Origin of the sequence: Rhizobium sp. TBD182 (assembly GCF_001950375.1) — a bacterium.
Classification (GTDB): domain Bacteria; phylum Pseudomonadota; class Alphaproteobacteria; order Rhizobiales; family Rhizobiaceae; genus Agrobacterium; species Agrobacterium tumefaciens.
The window spans coordinates 386879-406173 of the sequence record NZ_BDLN01000001.1 but is presented as its reverse complement, the minus strand read 5'-3'; the positions used below and the strand labels follow the sequence as shown (position 1 = coordinate 406173).

Here is a 19295-nt window from a genome sequence, read left to right as displayed (position 1 = left end):
ACTCTTCAACCCGTCAGCGCGTCTTCGCCTGCTGACGCTTCACATGGGCAAGTATGGAATCCTCGTTGAGCGCTCCGCGATCGACGAGCACGCTGTCGAACGCACGTGAGGTTCTCGAAACGGCAGACGACTCGGAATAAGCCGCTGCATATTTGGATGATGGCGTTGGCACGCGCAGATAGTTGCCGCCAGGTGCTGCCGGCTCACGCGTGAAATTGCCTTCCGGGCGCTCCGCCAGGAACGGACCGATTTCCGGCAGAATTGCAAATTGTTCGAAGGCCGGTGCGGGGCCGTTGACCAGCGGCATGGCCTGGAGCGCTGCATTCTTTTTGGTGCCAACCAGCGCCGTCTGCGTCGAAGCACCGTAATTCGGGTTGGATGTCGGGGCCGGCACGAAATTCGGCGAAGCCGAAGCCACCATGACACCAGTCGCGATCTGCCCTTCCGGCGCAACACCCGGAGAACGAGAGCCCTTCGGAACATAGGACGCCATCAGATAAGGCATGTCGTGCCCATCAAGCGGCGCGCGGCCTGCATATTGCACCCGCACATTCGCCGTTCCAGTGCCCTTCATGTCGAGAAGATCTGCGGTCTTGCTGGAAACGTCGATCAGGCGACCTTCATGGAAGGGTCCGCGATCGTTGACGCGCACCAGAACCGATGCACCGTTTTCCATATTGGTGATGCGCGCATAGCTCGGTAGGGGAAATGTCGGATGCGCAGCGGAAAGATGTTCCTTGTCATAGACCTCGCCATTTGCCGTCAGGCGGCCGTGGAAGGCGGAACCATACCAGGAGGCAAGACCGGTCTTGTTGTAACCCGGCTCTTCCTTCGGAAAATAACGTCGGCCCTTGACGGTATAGGCATTGCCGAGAAGCTCGCGCCCGCCGCCCTTGGGAATGTTCTGGCCGTCGGCCACGCGCGGGCTGGCTTTGACGCCATATTCCGATTCGGAGAAATATTCCTTGCTGCGCTTCTGCTTCGGTTTGGTCTCAGAGGTGGTGGAACACGAGGCTGTCGCGGCGCAAAGCACGGAAATTGCAAGCCACTTCACGCCCGATCTGGCGTTGATGCCGAGTTTCTTGACCGTAGATTTCAAATCGTCTGCCCCACGCTGCTTGCAGGCTCGAAGAACCGCACCCTCATTTGCCTCGATGCATGCCCCTGCCATCGAAGCACCTAACAGTCGCTTAATCTTGTGCATAACGTGGCGAAAATGCGAACGACTTCTGCAAATTCGATAAAATTGTAACGAACGTAGTTAACGATTTATGTCTTTTCCGCAGCGCGGGAAGCCCGACGCGCCTGTAAACGCGCAGTCTCGAGATGTCTCCTGCTCAAGGAACAAACGAAGCCCGACCGCGTTTTCCCCTCGCAAACACACGAGCTTCCGCCGGTTTTCGGCTGAGTGAGGGAACATGATCAAGTCAATAAAAACCGCCGGCCTGGCGCTCGGCATCGCGCTGGTGTCCATTGCCGCGCCTATTCACGCAAGTGCGCAGGACATGGAGCTGCGGATCGGCCCCGACGGCGTTCGCCCGGTTATACGTGATCGAGACCGCGACATGGACCGACGAGGACCTCCGCGCATGCGTGGCTGCGGCGAACGCGAAGCCCGCGCCGCCGCCCGCGAGGCAGGCCTGCGCGACCCCGAAGTCGTGCGCGTCACCCCCGGCCGCGTCGTCGTCCAGGGCTTCACCCGCCGAGGACCGGAGCGCATCACATTCGCGAACGAACGCGGCTGCCCTGAACTCTAATACATTAATCAACGGAACCCGCCGAAAGGCGGGTTTCTTCATTTCGGTGATACAAGAAATTTCCAAGCCAAGAGAACACCGCGTCGCTAACGCTGCCGGTTCTCTTGATTTCAAACTCTCTGTTTGGAGTTTTATGGCAGATGGGGTGGGATTCGAACCCACGGTACGCTCTCACGCACGCCGGTTTTCAAGACCGGTTCCTTAAACCACTCGGACACCCATCCATCGGTGGTGAGGCTTTATAGCGTTTTGAAAAAGGCCGTCAATCCCGATGGCGCACGCGCGCACAGCCTCTTCGCATCCGTCAGCAACTCATTGTCCTTGTGTCGTTGCCGGCGGCAGCAGAGACCCCTCGCCCGAAGGAAGTGCCGGACTTTGCTGAGGCGAGTGGAATAGCGCCAGACTCAGCACGATTGCCACAAGCACCAATAAAAGCGCCACGAAGAAGATTCCGGATTTATCCATGCGTCTGCTCATGTCCCGTTATGTTAGGCGCGAATATGTGCAATTCGAGGCAATCGAAGAATAAAACGACCTCCTGTCAAGTTGCCTGACAGATTTGGCCAGTTGATATTCCTAAATTCTTCCTGCTTGAGCAAATTTTATGCGTCGGCGTACTGTTTGGGACGGAAGTGGCCTATCGCGTCAGTAATATTGTCATTTATATAGCCGCATCGCTCCCGGGCATTGCCCAACTTTCCCCGAGCGATCAACCTGCCCCGCCCGTTTGCGGGGCTTTTTTCTTTTATACTACCGAAAAACTGCGACCGGCGGATAAAGGCTGGGGGTGCGTTACCTGCTTTATGGTTTAGACACCGATGCTCGGTCCGCCATCGCCGCGCCGAAAACCGCCCCGGAAAATATCCTCGAAAAGGTTCAGCAGCGCCGGCGGTAACGTGTCGGACAGCTCTAGTATGATCTCGTTGGCGCGATTGTAGGAATAGATGGCGCAAAGTGTCAGCACCAGCAGCACGATCCACGGCCAGATTGGCTTGCGCCTAGGCGGCGCCCCATTGGGTTGTTGCGGTACAGTCATCCCGGTACCTTCCGTTCAGGCCTTGACGCGCGGTTCGCCTCCCGGCGCATAGGCGGTTTTTTGCAGGAAACGGAATATGTTGCCGCACTGACCGCAGCGGATCATGAATTCCGTTGGATCGACCGAGGCACGCTCGGTGCGGAAGCCACGCGGCATTTCATCAACGCGAAAATCGAGGTTACGGCGGTCTTTCTCATCCGATTCCGACACCTCGGCAAAACCCTGATGACCGCATTTGGAACATTCGAGTTTCCGGGAATATCTGTCGCGCGCTGCCATATGCCGTCCTTTGCTTGCACCCTATCAGGTAGCAGCGGCAAAACAGCATTTCAATGGCGATCGCCGCAGGTTAAAGCTTTGCCCGTCTGTTTTCAGTGTGGAAAACGCGTCCAGTGGCAAGAACAAGTCGGAAGCTCATGCACAACGAAGCCCCCCTGCTTTCATCCTCCCTGATACGGCGCGCAATCATCATTGCCGTCATTATTATATGCTTTGTTGCTGCCCTCAATATCGGCGTTAAATGGTACGGCGAGCGGATTCTTCAGGCGGGCCACACGACAGCAACCGACGCGGTGGAGATCACAATCGGCAATGACCTGCTGAAACTTGCGAAAAACACGCTGCGTGTACCTTCCGACCGCCACGATGGAGAGCGAGAGCGTGCCGATCTTTATCTCACCTGGCCGGGTCTCAAGGGATATGAAGACTCCAATCGCGCTGTTTTCGATGATCCGGCGCAGGCAGCAGGGCTTATTTTCATCCAGCTATCGCAAAGCACGATGTCTGAGGACATGTCCGGCCGTTTCGGGCCGATCTATGCCCGGTTGACGGAAGGAGAGCCTGTGCCGCTGAAACACGGCCTCACACTGCACCGCCTGCGTGCCGACGCAGGTTACGGCAAGGAAGTCATATTGACCGGGCAGCGAGAGGGCGAAAGCGACTATGTCGTGCGCTGCCTTCTGCCGCAAACCCAGCAGGAGTCGACGGGCAGCGACTGCCAGAGGGATATCCACGCCGGCCAGGACCTCAGCCTGTTCTACCGATTCTCCGCAACCTTGCTGCCACAATGGAAAGAACTCGACGCAGGCGTGAAACGCTACATCGAGCAGCGCCTCGTAAAAGACTGAAATCCGTGAAAAGGCGTGAGACAGATTGCGCCCGAAAAGTCGCATTTTATGGAGCGTGGATACCTTTCATAAACCACTTGGTAACGCCATCCCGATAAAGTTTCTTCCCGGAGCACTCGGGCGGGGCGCGTCCGAGCGGAACAGAAATATGCGATTGAAGAGTTCAGCAGTGTTGAAAAGTCTATTTGGGGCAGATTCGCGCAAAGCGGGTGCGACGTCTTTGGTAAGGTTCGTTGCGTTGACCCTTGCTGCGGCGTTCATAACCGCAACATCCGTTGGCACCGCACAGGCGGACCCGAAATATGCGGGCATCGTCATTGATGCCAAGACCGGCAAGGTTCTCTATGGCGAGGATCCGGATGGCCTGCGCTATCCTGCCTCGCTGACGAAGATGATGACGCTTTATCTTACGTTCGAGGCGCTCAATTCCGGGCGCATTTCGCTCGATTCCAAGGTGCCGGTTTCGGCCAACGCCGCCAAGGAGCCTCCTTCCAAGCTCGGCGTGCGCGCCGGTGGCAGCATCACGGTCGAGCAGGCAATTCTTGCGCTCGTCACCCGTTCCGCCAACGACATGGCCACCGCACTCGGTGAATATATCGGCGGCTCCGAAGACCGTTTTGCCAGAATGATGACCGCCAAGGCCCGTGCGCTCGGCATGACCCGCACGACCTATCGTAACGCCAACGGCCTGCCAAACACGGCGCAGATGACGACGGCGCGTGACCAGGCCCGCCTTGGCATCGCCCTTCGCCAGCATTTCCCGCAATATTACGGCTACTTCTCCACGCGCACCTTCAATTTCGGCAAGCAGGTCATCGGCAACCACAATCGTCTCGTGGGAACCGTTCGCGGCGTAGATGGCATCAAGACCGGTTATACCCGTGCTGCCGGAAGCAATCTTGCAACATCGGCACAGCTAGACGGCCGCTCCATCGTCGCCGTCGTTCTTGGCGGCCGCTCGAGCGCTGCCCGTGACGCCACCATGCGCAAGCTTGTTGCGACATACCTGCCGCAGGCTTCTCGCAGCGGCAACAGCAACCTGATTGCGCAAACGAGATCGGCACCTGTCGAAGAGCCAGTCGCTGTGGCTGTTGCTGCTCCACCTGTGGCAGTCGCGGCTCCGTCCGCAGCTGTCGCTGCGACAGATTCCGGCCTGCCCCATGCCGGCCCCGTACCGCAGACCCGTTACGAGGACGCGCCGGTTACTGCCTTTGCAGGCTCCTCGTCCAATGCGGCCGTAAAGGCCATGGAAGCCGCCACCTGGCAGAAGGGCAAGGATCCTATTTCTCAGGTAGCCGTCGCGCCTGACCGCAAGTTGATTACCAACTCGACCAAGGTGGACAATATCGTCACCGCGTCCACGCCGGCATCTGTATCCTCCACCCCTTCCGTTTCGGCAAAGGCTGAAGCTCCGCAGGGCGGCTGGGTGATCCAGATTGGCGCATCGCCGGATGAAAACTCGGCACGTGGCCTGTTGCAGAATGCGCAGGAAAAAGGCGGCGCCGCCCTTCGGTCCGCAAAACCCTTCACGGTGGCCTTCAGCAGAGAAGGCTCCCAGGTATACCGCGCCCGCTTCGGCGGCTTCGACGGCCAGGCCGCCGCGGTAAATGCATGCAATGCATTGAAAAAGAAAGGCGTCAGCTGCTGGGCGTCACTCCAGTAATAGACGTTCGTGCAGGCGGTGTCTTATTTGTTGAAACATCGCCTGTCTCCTCGAATTGTGTAATGTGTAGCGAGGCTTTCCAAGATGGCAGTTAACGAGAACTATTCGGACATTGCGTCTGGCAACGGGCAAGGCAGTCTGTCGGTTCTGCATCCCATTCACGAGGCGGCAATGCGCATTGCCGATCTCGGTCTTAACCGCTCCAAGGCAAAGACGCGTGATCTCGTCAGCCTGCTTCTGTCGCATGGCGCCCGCGCCTGGCGTGCCAATCAGCCGGAAGCAAATATCCACCTTCATGTCGGCCGCCGCTCCGGGCGTGCACCGGTCCATATCCGGATCCGCTGACAAACCAAACATAATCGGACGAGACAAAGAAAAACCCCGCGGAGCCTGTGCACCGCGGGGTTTTTGTTGATTGACAATGAAGAAACGAGGCGGCTTACGCCTCGCTCTCCGGTGCCTCTGGCGTATCCGGCAGAGTGTCTGCCACCTCTTCGCCATTGCCGTTTTCCGCCTCTTCGTCGCCTTCCGGCTCGTTGATACGTTCCACGGAAACCACCTTCTCATCCTTGGCGGTGGAGAAGATCGTCACGCCCTTGGTGGCGCGGCTTGCGATACGGATGCCGTTTACCGGCACACGGATCAGCTGGCCGCCATCGGAAACCAGCATGATCTGGTCGCCTTCGTCCACCGGGAAGGCCGCAACGAGTTCGCCGATTTCCGTCGTCTTCGAGGTATCAGTGGCGCGAATGCCCTTGCCGCCACGACCCGATGTGCGGAAGTCGTAAGACGAAGAACGCTTGCCATAGCCTTTTTCAGAGACGGTCAGCACGAATTCTTCGCGTGCCTTCAGTTCCTGATAACGCTCTTCGCTGAGTTCGCCTTCTTCCGCGACTTCCTCGCCAACCAGTGCGATATCTTCCTCATCGACCCCGGCGGCACGCCGCTCGGTGGCCGAACGCTTGAGGTAGGCCGCACGCTCCCACGGTTCAGCTTCCACATGGCCCACAATGGTCATGGAGATGATGCGGTCGCCATCCGCCATGTTGATACCGCGCACGCCAACCGAGTTGCGGCCGGCGAAGACGCGGACATCGTCGACGGGGAAGCGGATGCACTGGCCGAGTGCCGTCGTTAGCAACACGTCATCCTGGTCGGTACAGGTTTCGACGGAGAGGATTTCATCGCCCTCCTCCTCCAGCTTCATGGCGATCTTGCCGTTGCGGTTGACCTGCACGAAATCGCCGAGCTTGTTGCGGCGAACCGTGCCGCGCGTCGTCGAGAACATCACATCGAGCGTTTCCCAGGTCGTTTCGTCCTCGGGCAACGGCATGATGGTGGTGATGCGCTCGCCTGGTTCCAGCGGCAGCATGTTGATGAGGGCCTTGCCCTTCGACTGCGGCGTACCGATCGGAAGGCGCCAGACCTTTTCCTTGTACACGATGCCGCGCGAGGAGAAGAACAGCACCGGCGTATGGGTATTGGCGACAAAGAGACGGTTGACGAAATCTTCGTCGCGCGTCGCCATGCCGGAACGGCCCTTGCCGCCGCGACGCTGTGCCCGGTAGGTGGTCAGCGGCACGCGCTTGATGTAGCCGAGATGCGAAACGGTGACGACCATATCTTCGCGGGAGATGAGGTCTTCATCATCCATGTCAGGACCGCCTTCGACGATCTCGGACCGGCGTGGCGTGCCGAACTCATCGCGGATGGCAATAAGCTCATCCTTGACGATCTGCATGATGCGCAGCCGTGAAGACAGGATTTCGAGATATTCGCTGATTTCCGCACCGATCTTGTTCAGCTCGTCGCCGATTTCGTCGCGGCCAAGCGCCGTCAGGCGGGCAAGGCGCAATTCGAGAATGGCGCGTGCCTGCTCTTCGGAGAGATTGTAGGTGCCGTCTTCATTGATGCGGTGGCGCGGATCGTCGATGAGACGGATCAAGCTTTCCACATCCTGCGCCGGCCAGCGCCGCGTCATCAGCTCCTCACGGGCCGAAGCCGGATCGGGAGCATGACGAATGACGCGGATGACTTCGTCGATATTGGCAACCGAGATCGCCAGACCGACCAACACATGCGCGCGGTCGCGCGCCTTGCGCAGCAGATACTTCGTGCGGCGGCTGACGACATCCTCACGGAAGGACACGAAGGCGCGCAGCATGTCCAGCAGCGTCATCTGTTCAGGCTTGCCGCCGTTCAGCGCCACCATGTTGCAGCCGAAGGAGGTCTGCAGCGGCGTGTAGCGATAGATCTGGTTCAGGATGACTTCGGCATTGGCGTCGCGCTTCAGCTCGACGACGACGCGATAACCCTGGCGGTCGGACTCGTCGCGCAGATCGGAAATACCCTCGATGCGCTTTTCCTTGACCAGTTCGGCCATCTTCTCGATCATCGTCGCCTTGTTCACCTGATAGGGAACCTCGGTGATGATGATCTGCTCGCGGTCGCCGCGCATCGGCTCGATGGTCGCACGGCCGCGCATGATGACCGATCCGCGACCCGTCTCATAGGCAGAGCGAATGCCGGAACGGCCCATGATGAGCGCGCCGGTCGGAAAGTCCGGGCCGGGAATGATCTGCATCAGTTCCAGCAGCTCGATCGCCGGATTGTCGATGAGGGCGATACAGCCGTCGATGACTTCGGAAAGATTGTGCGGCGGAATATTCGTCGCCATGCCGACGGCGATGCCACCTGCCCCGTTGACCAGAAGATTCGGGAATTTCGCGGGAATGACGACCGGCTCATGCAAGGTGCCGTCATAGTTGTCGCGGAAATCCACCGTTTCCTTGTCGAGATCGTCGAGAAGCGAATGCGCTGCCTTTTCGAGACGGCACTCGGTGTAACGTTCGGCCGCCGGCGGATCGCCGTCGATGGAGCCGAAGTTGCCCTGTCCGTCGATCAGCGGCAGGCGAAGAGACCAGTCCTGCGCCATACGCGCCAGCGCATCGTAAATCGCCGCATTGCCGTGCGGATGGAATTTACCCATCACGTCACCGGTGACGCGGGCGCATTTGACGTATTTCTTGTTCCAGTCGATGCCGAGTTCGGACATGCCGTAAAGAATACGGCGATGAACCGGCTTCAGACCGTCACGGACATCGGGAAGCGCGCGGGAAACGATAACGCTCATGGCGTAATCGAGATAGGACCGCTGCATTTCCTCAATGATGGAAATCGGTTCAATGCCTGGCGGAAGTTTTCCGCCGCCGGGGGGGCTCTGGTCAGTCAAAACGGATCACATTCTCTGTTAAGAATCGGATGGATTTTTATAGCGGAAACAGCCACGTTAAGCCAATTTCCCGGCGAGTTTTGAACAGTCTTTTGCGTCATTTGCAAGACATACCCCGCTTTTCGCCATTTAGGTTGGCAAAAGCGACGCCGCTCCCTTTCAAAGCGAGTACGACTTGCGTAGGCTCCGGCCTAAAAACAGAACAGGCGGGGAAAGAATGGCCAGCAGCGAAACGCTCATCAACGCGCTTACAACACTTCTGGTCACGCTCGATCCGCCCGGTCTCGCGCCCGTATTTCTCGCACTCACGGTTGGAATGACGCGCGACCAGCGCGCCCAGGTGGCTCTGCGCGGCTCAATCATCGCCTTCGGCATTCTCGCCATCTTCGCCCTGTTCGGTCTCACCATCCTCAACCTTCTCGGCATTTCGCTGGGTGCCTTCCGCATCGCCGGTGGCCTGCTGCTGTTCTGGATTTCCTTCGAGATGATTTTCGAGAAACGCCAGGAGCGCAAGGAAAAGACCTCGGAGATTGCCATAACCAAGGACCATCTGCACAATCTGGCGGTCTTTCCGCTCGCCTTGCCGTTGATCGCCGGGCCTGGCGCCATTTCCGCGACCGTGCTCCTAGCGGGAACGATGAAAACGACGCTCGAAATGGTCGTGCTTATTCTCATCCTCGCCTTCGCCATGGCCCTCGTCTACGCCACCCTGATCGTCTCGGAACGCATGGACCGTTTTCTCGGCAATACCGGCCGCGCGATCCTGACAAGGCTGCTCGGCGTCCTTCTTGCCGCGCTTTCCGTGCAGTTCGTAGTGGACGGCATAAAATCGGCCTTCGCATTCTGACGACCATCGGTTCGCAACAAAATGCCGCAACCGGCCGGATTTGCGAAAAATCCGCCCTTTGAATCCGGCTCCTGCCTCGGTTAAAAGACGCGCATCTTTTTTCCGCACCAGAAAGCTCTCTCCATGCGATCCACGCTGCGCCGCCTCATCCCGGATGCCGCTCCCGTCAGTAACCGGGAAAGGCTGCGCGCTGCGGCGGGCGCCTTCGTCGGCATTTCGCTGACCGGACTTCTGGGCAGCCTTGCTTTCCGCTTAGACCCTGCCCTGCCCGCCATGATCGCGCCGATGGGCGCCTCGGCGGTGCTTTTATTCGCCGTGCCATCCAGCCCCCTTGCGCAGCCCTGGTCGATCCTCTGCGGCAACATCGTGTCGGCTTTCGTGGGTGTGACGGTGGCTTTACTCGTTCCGGATATTTTCCTTGCCAGCGCGCTTGCCATAAGCCTTGCCATTGCTGCCATGATGGCGCTGCGCTGCCTGCACCCGCCAAGCGGCGCGGTGGCGCTGACGGCCGTTCTCGGCGGTCCCGCCGTGCATAGTCTCGGCTATGGCTTTATTCTCTGGCCGGTCGCCGGAAACTCGCTCATCCTTCTCATCCTCGCGCTCGTTTATAACAATGCCACCGGCCGCGCCTATCCGCACGGCCTGAGGTTGGGAAAGGCCAGCCACGGCACGGCAGACCCGACGCCGATACAGAAAATCGGCTTTTCCTCAGCCGATCTGGACGAGGTGCTGAAGGAATATGACGAGGTTCTCGATATTGATCGCGATGTGCTGGAGATGATTTTGCGCAAGACGGAATTGCGCTCCTGGCGCCGCCGCGCCCTCCACCTCGATTGCGCCAGCGTCATGTCGCGCGATGTGGTCGGCGTCGCCCCGGATGATAGCCTGCGCCACGCCCATTCACTGATGCGCAAACGCCATTTCAAGGCTCTGCCCGTGACCAACGACAGGGCCGAAATCGTCGGCATCGTCACTCAGACGGATTTTCTTGAAAAGGCTAGCTGGAGAAACGGCCGGCCTTCCATCGGTTTCCTGCAGCGCCTGCGCCTTATCCTCTCAGGCGAAAGCGCACCTAACGATACCGTCAAGGATATCATGACATCGCCTGTTAGAACCGTGCAGCCGGAAACGGCGATCGAGGAAGCAATCATCCGCTTTGCGGAGGAAGGCCTGCATTACCTGCCGGTGATCGACGCCAACGGCAAGATGGTGGGTATTCTTTCGCAGTCCGATGTCATGGTTGCGATGCTGGCGGACAAAGCCGCGGCGTAGGTCGTCGCGACCTTGAAGCGGGCAACCGTTTTCGACCGGCCCCCGCCCCGTCAATCAGGGTCCCGATCAGAACGGGATATCGTCGTCCATGTCACTGGAGAAGCCGCCGGAAGGCTGGCTGCCGCCACGAGAGGCACCGCCGCGGGCCGCCGGCTGCTGGTCGTAACCGCCACCGTAGTTACCGCCGCCGCTGCCATAATCTCCACCGCCGATGTCGCCACCGCTGCGGCTGCCGCCGCCACCTTCGCCGCGACCGTCGAGCATCGTCAGCGTGGAGTTGAAGCCCTGCAGTACCACTTCGGTGGAGTAACGGTCGTTACCGGTCTGGTCCTGCCACTTGCGCGTCTGCAGCTGGCCTTCAATATAGAGCTTGGCGCCCTTTTTCACATATTGTTCGACAACCTTGCACAGGCCTTCGTTGAAAACGACGACCGTGTGCCATTCAGTCTTTTCCTTGCGCTCGCCGCTGTTGCGGTCCCGCCAGGTCTCCGAGGTGGCGATACGCAGATTGGCGATCGGACGGCCGTCCTGCGTCCGGCGAATTTCGGGATCGGCGCCAACGTTCCCAATCAGAATTACCTTGTTTACGCTACCAGCCATCTCGTCATCCTGTCCGCCAGCCATCGTGACCGGCAATTGCATTTCAAAAAATCCCGCACACAATAACCATCGCCGCCCGCAAAGGGCACCGCAACGGGGAACAATCCACAGCGAATAATCCTGACTTTTTCAGAGAGTATATTCGCACTTGCAATTTGTTCCTTTTTTGTTCTATTAAATCACGAAATTCGAGTCAAGTGAGCCGAAAAGCCATCGATCGATAGGGAATAAACCTCGACACGTCCGGTTGCGTCACTACATAAGGACGCTCCGCCATCAGGCCTGTTAATTTTGTCCGAGCTTTATCATGAGTGAACTGAAGACGATTTCCATCCGTGGTGCCCGTGAGCATAACCTCAAGGGTATCGATCTGGATCTACCGCGCAACAAGCTGATCGTCATGACCGGGCTCTCCGGCTCGGGCAAGTCGTCGCTCGCCTTCGACACAATCTATGCCGAGGGCCAGCGCCGTTATGTCGAGAGCCTCTCGGCCTATGCGCGCCAGTTCCTCGAAATGATGCAGAAGCCGGATGTAGACCGCATCGAGGGGCTTTCTCCGGCGATTTCCATCGAGCAGAAAACCACCTCGAAGAACCCGCGCTCTACGGTCGGCACGGTCACGGAAATCTACGACTATATGCGCCTGCTGTTTGCGCGTGTCGGTGTGCCCTACTCGCCGGCGACGGGCCTGCCGATCGAGAGCCAGACGGTCAGCCAGATGGTCGACCGTATCCTTGCCTTCGAGGAAGGCACGCGCCTTTATATTCTCGCGCCGATCGTGCGCGGCCGCAAAGGCGAATATAAAAAGGAACTCGCCGAACTGATGAAGAAGGGCTTCCAGCGCGTCAAGGTGGATGGCCAGTTCTACGAGATCGCTGACGTTCCCGTCCTCGACAAGAAGTACAAACACGATATCGATGTGGTGGTGGACCGCGCCGTCGTGCGCCCGGACATGGCAGCACGCCTTGCCGACAGTCTCGAGACCTGCCTCAAGCTCGCCGACGGGTTGGCAGTGGCCGAATTTGCCGACAAGCCCCTGCCGCCGGAAGAAACCTCGGCTGGCGGCTCCGCAAACAAATCGCTCAATGAGACCCACGAGCGTATGCTGTTTTCGGAAAAATTCGCCTGCCCGGTCTCCGGCTTCACCATCCCGGAAATCGAGCCCCGGCTTTTCTCCTTCAACAATCCCTTCGGCGCCTGCCCCACCTGTGACGGTCTCGGCTCGCAGCAGAAGGTGGACGAAAACCTGATCGTGCCAGAACCTGCACGCACCCTGCGGGATGGCGCGATCGCCCCCTGGGCCAAGTCGTCTTCCCCCTATTACAACCAGACGCTGGAGGCGCTGGGCAAGGCCTTCGGTTTCAAGCTGTCGAGCAAATGGACGGACCTTTCGAAAGAGGCGCAGCACGCCATTCTCCAGGGCACTGACGACAAGATCGAGTTCAACTATCAGGACGGTGCGCGCTCCTACAAGACGGTGAAGAATTTCGAAGGCATCGTTCCCAATCTGGAGCGTCGCTGGAAAGAAACCGACAGCGCCTGGGCGCGCGAGGAAATCGAGCGTTATATGTCGGCGGCCCCCTGCCCGGCCTGCGCCGGCTATCGCCTGAAGCCGGAAGCGCTCGCCGTCAAGATCAACAGAATGCACATCGGCGAAGTCACCCAGATGTCGATCCGTATGGCACGCGACTGGTTCGAGACGCTGCCGGAAAATCTGAACGCCAAACAGAACGAGATCGCGGTTCGCATCCTCAAGGAAATCCGCGAACGTCTGCGATTCCTCAACGATGTCGGGCTGGATTATCTCAGCCTGTCACGCAACTCCGGCACGCTTTCCGGCGGAGAAAGCCAGCGCATCCGGCTTGCTTCGCAAATCGGCTCCGGCCTCACGGGCGTTCTCTATGTTCTGGACGAGCCCTCCATCGGCCTGCACCAGCGCGACAATGCCCGTCTGCTCGATACGCTGAAACATCTGCGTGATATCGGCAATACGGTGATCGTGGTCGAACACGACGAGGATGCCATTCTGACGGCGGATTACGTTGTCGATATCGGCCCTGCCGCCGGCATTCACGGCGGTCAGGTCATCGCCGAAGGCACGCCGCAGGAGGTTATGGCCAATCCGAAATCGCTGACCGGAAAATATCTATCCGGCGAACTCGGCGTCGCCGTGCCGGCAGAACGCCGCAAGCCGAAGAAGGGCCGCGAAATCAAGGTTTTTGGCGCACGCGGCAACAACCTGAAGAATGTGACTGCGGCCGTTCCCCTTGGCGTTTTCACCGCCGTTACCGGCGTGTCGGGTGGTGGCAAATCCACCTTCCTGATCGAGACGCTCTATAAGTCGGCAGCACGCCGGGTGATGGGCGCGCGCGAAATTCCGGCCGAGCATGACCGCATCGATGGTTTCGAATTCATCGACAAGGTGATCGATATCGACCAGTCGCCAATCGGCCGCACGCCACGATCAAACCCCGCCACCTACACCGGCGCATTCACGCCGATCCGTGACTGGTTCGCCGGTCTGCCGGAGGCGAAGGCGCGCGGTTATGCACCTGGCCGTTTCTCCTTCAACGTCAAGGGTGGCCGCTGCGAAGCCTGCCAGGGCGACGGCGTCATCAAGATCGAGATGCACTTCCTGCCTGATGTCTATGTCACCTGCGACGTCTGCCACGGCAAGCGTTACAATCGCGAGACGCTGGATGTGACCTTCAAGGGCAAGTCCATTGCCGACGTGCTTGATATGACGGTGGAAGAAGGCGTTGAATTCTTCGCCGCCGTTCCGGCCGTGCGTGACAAGCTGCAAGCGCTGTTCGATGTCGGCCTTGGTTACATCAAGGTCGGCCAGCAGGCCAATACGCTCTCCGGCGGCGAGGCGCAGCGCGTCAAGCTCGCCAAGGAACTGTCGAAACGCTCCACCGGCCGCACGCTCTACATCCTCGATGAGCCGACGACGGGTCTCCATTTCCACGACGTCAACAAGCTTCTGGAAATGCTGCAGGCGCTGGTGGATCAGGGCAATTCCGTCGTGGTAATCGAGCACAATCTCGAAGTCATCAAGACGGCCGACTGGATCATCGATATTGGCCCAGAAGGCGGCACGGGCGGCGGCGAAGTGGTGGCAACCGGAACGCCAGAAGACATCGTCAAGAACGAGCGCTCCTATACCGGCCATTTCCTGAAGGAACTTCTGGAACGGCGGCCAGCCGGAAAACGCGAGGCTGCGGAGTAATCCGCACCTTTCGCAGCAAGGGTACGTAAGGCCGATAGCCCGAGGAGGAATAGTATATGTCGACATCAGGCACGATCCGCACCGGTATCGGCGGCTGGACTTTCGAGCCGTGGGAAGGCACGTTTTATCCGGAAAAACTGCCGAAGAAACGCCAGCTGGAACATGCCAGCCGGCAATTGACGGCGATCGAGGTGAACGGCACCTATTATAGCAGCCAGAAACCCGAGACCTTCGCCAAATGGGCGGCGGACGTGCCTGAGGATTTCGTTTTCTCCCTGAAGGCAAGCCGCTTCGTCACCAACCGCAAGGTCCTGGCCGAGGCGGGTGAATCCATGACGAAGTTCCTGACACAGGGGCTGACGGAGCTCGGCCACCATCTCGGCCCGATTCTCTGGCAATTCGCACCGACTAAAAAATTCGACGCCGAGGATTTCGACGCGTTTCTGGCATTGCTGCCCGAAAAACAGGATGGCATCAGCCTTCGCCACGTGGTCGAAGTGCGAAACCCGACATTTCAGGTGCCGGAATTCATCGATCTTCTCGCCAAACACAAAGTCGCGGTCGTCTGCGCCGACCATCACGATTATCCGATGCTGCCTGACGTAACTGCCGATTTCGTCTATTGCCGCCTGCAAAAGGGAGAAGATGATATCGAGACCTGTTATCCGAAGGCCGAGATTGACCATTGGGCAAAACGGGTCAAGACCTATGCGGCGGGCGGTGTTCCGGATGACCTGCCGCTGATCGCTCCCGATAGAAAAGTCGAGAAGACCCCTCGCGATGTCTTCGCTTTCTTCATCACCGGCGGCAAGGTCAATGCACCAAACGGCGCACAGGTATTGCAGAAATTGGTCTGACTGGCTCAGCCAGCCATTTCTTTCGCCGGGCTGAAATCGACTGCCGCGAACGCCGCTTCGATCACCTCGGTTCCAGCGCCCGGTCGTGTGGCGTCGCTGGAAAGGATTTGCCGGAAACGGCGCGCGCCGGGCATGCCCTGAAACAGGCCGACCATGTGGCGGGTAACGTGGTTGAGGCGCCCGCCGGCGGCAATGTAGTCGGCGGCGTAGGCCATCATCGCATCACGCAGCCCCATCCAGTCAGCTTGCCGGGCCTCTTCGCCATAAATGCGATGGTCGACATCGGCAAGGATGGACGTATTGTGATAGGCCGCACGGCCAAGCATCACGCCGTCCATATGCTGCAGATGGAGGCTTGCCTGATCGAGATCGGAGATACCGCCGTTGATACCGATGAAGATGTCAGGATTTTCCCGCTTCATGCGATAGACGAGATCATAATCGAGCGGCGGCACCTCACGGTTTTCCTTCGGCGAAAGCCCTTGCAGCCAAGCCTTGCGCGCATGGATCCAGACCGCATCCGCGCCCGCCGCCACGACCCGCGAAAGAAAATCCGGCAGCACGGCTTCCGGCTCCTGATCGTCCACGCCGATGCGGCATTTGACCGTGACCGACACCTTCGCAACGGCCTTCATCGCTGTCACGCAATGCGCGACAATCTCGGGCTCGCGCATCAGACATGCGCCGAAAGTGCCGGATTGCACCCGGTCTGAAGGACAGCCAACATTAAGGTTGATCTCGTCATAGCTATAATCGCCGGCGATCCGCACCGCCTCCGAAAGCTTGACCGGATCCGACCCACCGAGTTGCAATGCGACCGGATGTTCATGAGTATGATAGTTGAGCAACCTGTCGCGCTGGCCATGGATGATGGCGTCGGCAACGATCATTTCCGTATAAAGCAGCGCACGCTTCGACAATTGCCGGTGCAGAAATCTGCACCTCGTGTCCGTCCAATCGATCATCGGGGCCACGGCAAAGATTTTTTCGCCGTTTGCAAGCGCTTGTCTGTACATGAATTCACCTCTTTGCGGCGGCTTCTACAGCAAAGGACCGCAAAAAGCCAGTTTTGCAGCTGCGGTCATTTTGAACTGGAAATCACCCAGGAATCGCGGGACAAGACTTGCAGTTCTAAAAAAGACGACAGGAAATCCCATGGCCGCCACCGTCATTCCAGTTCCAGAACCCGTTCTTCTGCCCGTAGAGGGCACAAACGAGATGTTCCCCGTGCGGCGGGTCTATTGTGTCGGCCGCAATTATGCCGATCACGCCATCGAGATGGGCCACGATCCTTCAAGGGAACCGCCGTTTTATTTCCAGAAAAATCCGGACAACCTTCTGCCTGCGGGTCAGGATTTCCCCTACCCTTCGCTGTCGTCGAACGTGCATTACGAAGTCGAATGCGTCGTGGTGTTGAAAAGCGGCGGTGCGGATATTCTGGCAAGCGATGCGCTGGGCCACGTCTGGGGTTACGCGGTTGGAATCGATATGACACGCCGCGACCTTCAGGATGGTTTGAAGAAGATGGGACGCTCGTGGGAGGGCGCAAAAGCGTTCGAATATTCCGCGCCGGTCTCCGCCATCGTTCCCGCAGACAAGATCGGCCATCCGTCGACCGGTGCGATCTGGCTCGATGTCAATGGTGAGCGCAAGCAAACAGGCGATCTTGCGCAGATGATCTGGAAAGTGCCGGAAGTGATTGCCGAGCTTTCCAAGCTGTTCACGCTTGCCGCTGGCGATGTCATCATGACCGGCACGCCCGCGGGCGTCGGCCCTATCGTGCGCGGCGATCGGATCGAGTGTGGTGTAGACGGTGTCGGCACTCTGTCCGTTACGGTCGCCTGATCGCTATCGGCGCATAATCCAAAGGGAGAGAACCGACATGCCGCTTTATCGCCTCGCAGATCGGGTGCCGCAGACCCCTGCCCCGGATCGCTACTGGGTTGCACCCGATGCGAATGTCATTGGCTCGGTGATACTTGCCGAGGATGTCGGCATCTGGTTCGGCGCGACGCTGCGCGGCGATAATGATCCAATCAGCATCGGTCGCGGCACCAATATTCAGGACGGCGTGATGGTTCACAGCGATCTCGGTTTTGCCGCCACGATCGGCGAAATGTGCACCATCGGCCACCACGCCATCATCCACGGCTGCACCATCGGCGACAATTCGCTCGTCGGCATGGGCGCAACGATCCTCAACGGCGCAAAGATCGGCCGCAACTGCCTGGTCGGCGCCAATGCGCTGGTGACGGAGGGCAAGGAGTTTCCCGACAATTCCCTGATCGTCGGATCGCCGGCGCGTGCCGTCCGAACGCTGGATGACGAGGCCGTCGCCAGCATCCGCCGCTCGGCGGAAAATTACATCGAAAACTGGAAGCGTTTTTCGAAGGATCTGGAAGTCATCGAAGAATGACGGATGGCGGACAAGAACGCCCGCTGTCGCCAAACGGTGTTACCCCGCGCAGGCGGCACACAGACCACGAATTTCGATAGTGGTCTTTTCCGCCTTGAACTTGCTGTCCTTGACCCAGCGCTCGAGGCGATGGTCGATCTCGTGATCGTGGAACTCGTTCACCTGCCCGCAGGATTCGCAAATGGCAAAGGCGACGGTGCCATGATGATGCGAGCAGCATTCGGCTTGCGTATGGGTGCAGGCAACAAAGGCGTTGAGACTTTCAAGCCGGTGCACGAGACCATATTCCACCAGCTTTTCCAACGCCCGGTAGACTTGCAGCGGCGCGCGAAAACCATCGTCGCGCAGCTTGTCGAGGATGACATAGGCGCTGAGCGGCGCATGCGCATTCGACAGGGCATTCATGACCAGCGACTGGTTTTTGGTAAGGTTCTGCGCATTCATGACTTGCCTCCTTCATCTGCGGAGCGGGAAAAACCCGGGACCGGCAACAGGCTTATAACGAACAGGATCACGGCGGCAACCACGATGGACGGTCCTGATGGCGTGTCGTAACTCAGCGATCCGAACAGGCCGCCAACGACGGCAACCGCTCCGATTAGAGACGCGACCACAGCCATCACCTCAGGCGTGGAAGAAAAACGTCTGGCTGTCGCCGCCGGTATGATGAGCAGCGATGTGATCAACATGATGCCGACCACCTTCATGGCGATGGCGATCACCAGCGCCATCAACAGCGTGAAGATGAGCTTGGCGCGTTCCGGGTTCAACCCCTCGGCCTCGGCCAACTCGGTATTGACTGTGGAGGCCAGCAGAGATCGCCACAGGAACACCATGGAAACCAGCACCACCAGCCCGCCGCCCCAGATCAGCGCGATATCGCTGCGGGTAACGGCCAGAATATCCCCGAACAGGAAGGAGACGAGATCGATGCGCACCCAGCTCATGAAGGCAACGATGACCAGACCGATCGCCAGCGCCGAATGAGAGAGTATGCCGAGGAGCGCATCGGCGGAAAGCGCCTGCCGCCGTTGCAGAAAAATCAGCAGGATCGAAACCGCCGAGGCTACAAGAAAGACGCTGACTATGAGGTTGATCTGCAACAGGAGCGACAGCGCAACGCCAAGCAGTGCCGAATGGGCCATCGTATCGCCGAAATAGGCCATGCGCCGCCACACAACGAAGCAGCCAAGGGGACCGGCGGTGAGCGCAACACCGATGCCGGCGATCATGGCGCGAACGAAGAAATCGTCAAACAT

At 58.9% G+C, this 19295-nt stretch carries 18 protein-coding genes and 1 tRNA gene; 10 read left to right on the top strand and 9 right to left on the bottom strand.

What is annotated here, in order from left to right; genetic code table 11:
- Positions 1–13: 13 nt before the first annotated feature.
- Positions 14–1099 (bottom strand): septal ring lytic transglycosylase RlpA family protein, encoded by a 1086-nt coding sequence (locus tag T18_RS02105; protein ID WP_038492811.1) that lies wholly within the window; start codon positions 1097–1099, stop codon positions 14–16.
- A 319-nt stretch (positions 1100–1418) separates the two neighbouring features.
- Here T18_RS02105 and T18_RS02100 point away from each other — a divergent pair, with 319 nt between their 5' ends.
- Positions 1419–1757, top strand: coding sequence for a hypothetical protein (locus T18_RS02100; RefSeq protein WP_013636098.1), 339 nt, complete (start codon positions 1419–1421; stop codon positions 1755–1757).
- A 134-nt stretch (positions 1758–1891) separates the two neighbouring features.
- Here the strand turns inward: T18_RS02100 and T18_RS02095 are convergent.
- From T18_RS02095 to T18_RS02080, 3 genes are all read right to left on the bottom strand, one after another.
- Positions 1892–1981: transfer RNA gene (locus tag T18_RS02095), tRNA-Ser, on the bottom strand.
- 584 nt (positions 1982–2565) lie between these two features.
- Positions 2566–2793 (bottom strand): hypothetical protein, encoded by a 228-nt coding sequence (locus tag T18_RS02085; protein WP_013636100.1) that lies wholly within the window; start codon positions 2791–2793, stop codon positions 2566–2568.
- A gap of 15 nt (positions 2794–2808) precedes the next feature.
- Positions 2809–3072, bottom strand: a complete 264-nt coding sequence (locus T18_RS02080) for a hypothetical protein (RefSeq protein ID WP_003515255.1) — start codon at positions 3070–3072, stop codon at positions 2809–2811.
- Positions 3073–3209: 137 nt separating this feature from the next.
- Between T18_RS02080 and T18_RS02075 the strand changes: the two genes are divergently transcribed.
- The 3 genes from T18_RS02075 (at position 3210) to T18_RS02065 (ending at position 5928) form a co-directional block, all read left to right on the top strand.
- A complete protein-coding gene (locus T18_RS02075) occupies positions 3210–3920 on the top strand; it encodes a hypothetical protein (protein ID WP_013636101.1) in 711 nt (236 codons plus the stop codon).
- 148 nt (positions 3921–4068) lie between these two features.
- Positions 4069–5583 carry a D-alanyl-D-alanine carboxypeptidase family protein gene (locus T18_RS02070; RefSeq protein WP_075807476.1) on the top strand — a complete coding sequence of 505 codons (1515 nt, stop codon included), beginning with the start codon at positions 4069–4071 and terminating at the stop codon, positions 5581–5583.
- An 84-nt stretch (positions 5584–5667) separates the two neighbouring features.
- Positions 5668–5928, top strand: coding sequence for a hypothetical protein (locus T18_RS02065; protein WP_003515258.1), 261 nt, complete (start codon positions 5668–5670; stop codon positions 5926–5928).
- Between the two features lie 94 nt (positions 5929–6022).
- On the opposite strand, the gene gyrA is transcribed toward T18_RS02065, so the two are convergent.
- Entirely contained in the window at positions 6023–8815 is a 2793-nt protein-coding gene (gene gyrA, locus T18_RS02060) for a DNA gyrase subunit A (protein WP_038491007.1), read from the bottom strand.
- Between the two features lie 217 nt (positions 8816–9032).
- Between gyrA and T18_RS02055 the strand changes: the two genes are divergently transcribed.
- Together T18_RS02055 and T18_RS02050 are read left to right on the top strand one after the other, a co-directional pair.
- Entirely contained in the window at positions 9033–9662 is a 630-nt protein-coding gene (locus T18_RS02055) for a MarC family protein (protein ID WP_003515260.1), read from the top strand.
- A 123-nt stretch (positions 9663–9785) separates the two neighbouring features.
- Complete coding sequence (locus tag T18_RS02050; RefSeq protein WP_038491010.1) at positions 9786–10934, top strand: HPP family protein; 1149 nt, start codon at positions 9786–9788, stop codon at positions 10932–10934.
- A gap of 66 nt (positions 10935–11000) precedes the next feature.
- On the opposite strand, the gene T18_RS02045 is transcribed toward T18_RS02050, so the two are convergent.
- Positions 11001–11576, bottom strand: coding sequence for a single-stranded DNA-binding protein (locus T18_RS02045; protein ID WP_003515262.1), 576 nt, complete (start codon positions 11574–11576; stop codon positions 11001–11003).
- A gap of 265 nt (positions 11577–11841) precedes the next feature.
- Here T18_RS02045 and uvrA point away from each other — a divergent pair, with 265 nt between their 5' ends.
- Positions 11842–14763 carry an excinuclease ABC subunit UvrA gene (gene uvrA / locus T18_RS02040; protein WP_003515263.1) on the top strand — a complete coding sequence of 974 codons (2922 nt, stop codon included), beginning with the start codon at positions 11842–11844 and terminating at the stop codon, positions 14761–14763.
- A 56-nt stretch (positions 14764–14819) separates the two neighbouring features.
- Positions 14820–15620, top strand: a complete 801-nt coding sequence (locus T18_RS02035; protein ID WP_038491013.1) for a DUF72 domain-containing protein — start codon at positions 14820–14822, stop codon at positions 15618–15620.
- Between the two features lie 5 nt (positions 15621–15625).
- Here the strand turns inward: T18_RS02035 and dusA are convergent, their stop codons facing one another.
- On the bottom strand, positions 15626–16636 hold the full coding sequence (gene dusA, locus T18_RS02030; protein WP_038491016.1) for a tRNA dihydrouridine(20/20a) synthase DusA: 1011 nt from the start codon (positions 16634–16636) through the stop codon (positions 15626–15628).
- Positions 16637–16775: 139 nt separating this feature from the next.
- Here dusA and T18_RS02025 point away from each other — a divergent pair, with 139 nt between their 5' ends.
- Both T18_RS02025 and T18_RS02020 read left to right on the top strand, forming a co-directional pair.
- Complete coding sequence (locus T18_RS02025) at positions 16776–17465, top strand: fumarylacetoacetate hydrolase family protein (RefSeq protein WP_003515271.1); 690 nt, start codon at positions 16776–16778, stop codon at positions 17463–17465.
- Between the two features lie 37 nt (positions 17466–17502).
- Positions 17503–18036: a gamma carbonic anhydrase family protein gene (locus T18_RS02020; RefSeq protein WP_038491019.1), complete on the top strand. Its 534-nt coding sequence runs from the start codon at positions 17503–17505 to the stop codon at positions 18034–18036.
- Positions 18037–18075: 39 nt separating this feature from the next.
- Here the strand turns inward: T18_RS02020 and zur are convergent, their stop codons facing one another.
- Both zur and znuB read right to left on the bottom strand, forming a co-directional pair.
- The gene (zur, locus tag T18_RS02015; protein WP_025593459.1) at positions 18076–18480 is read right to left on the bottom strand and encodes a zinc uptake transcriptional repressor Zur; all 405 of its coding nucleotides are present in this window, start codon (positions 18478–18480) and stop codon (positions 18076–18078) included.
- Positions 18477–19295 (bottom strand): zinc ABC transporter permease subunit ZnuB (gene znuB / locus T18_RS02010; protein WP_038491022.1); only part of this gene is annotated, 819 nt, incomplete at its 5' end. The genes zur and znuB, both read right to left, overlap by 4 nt.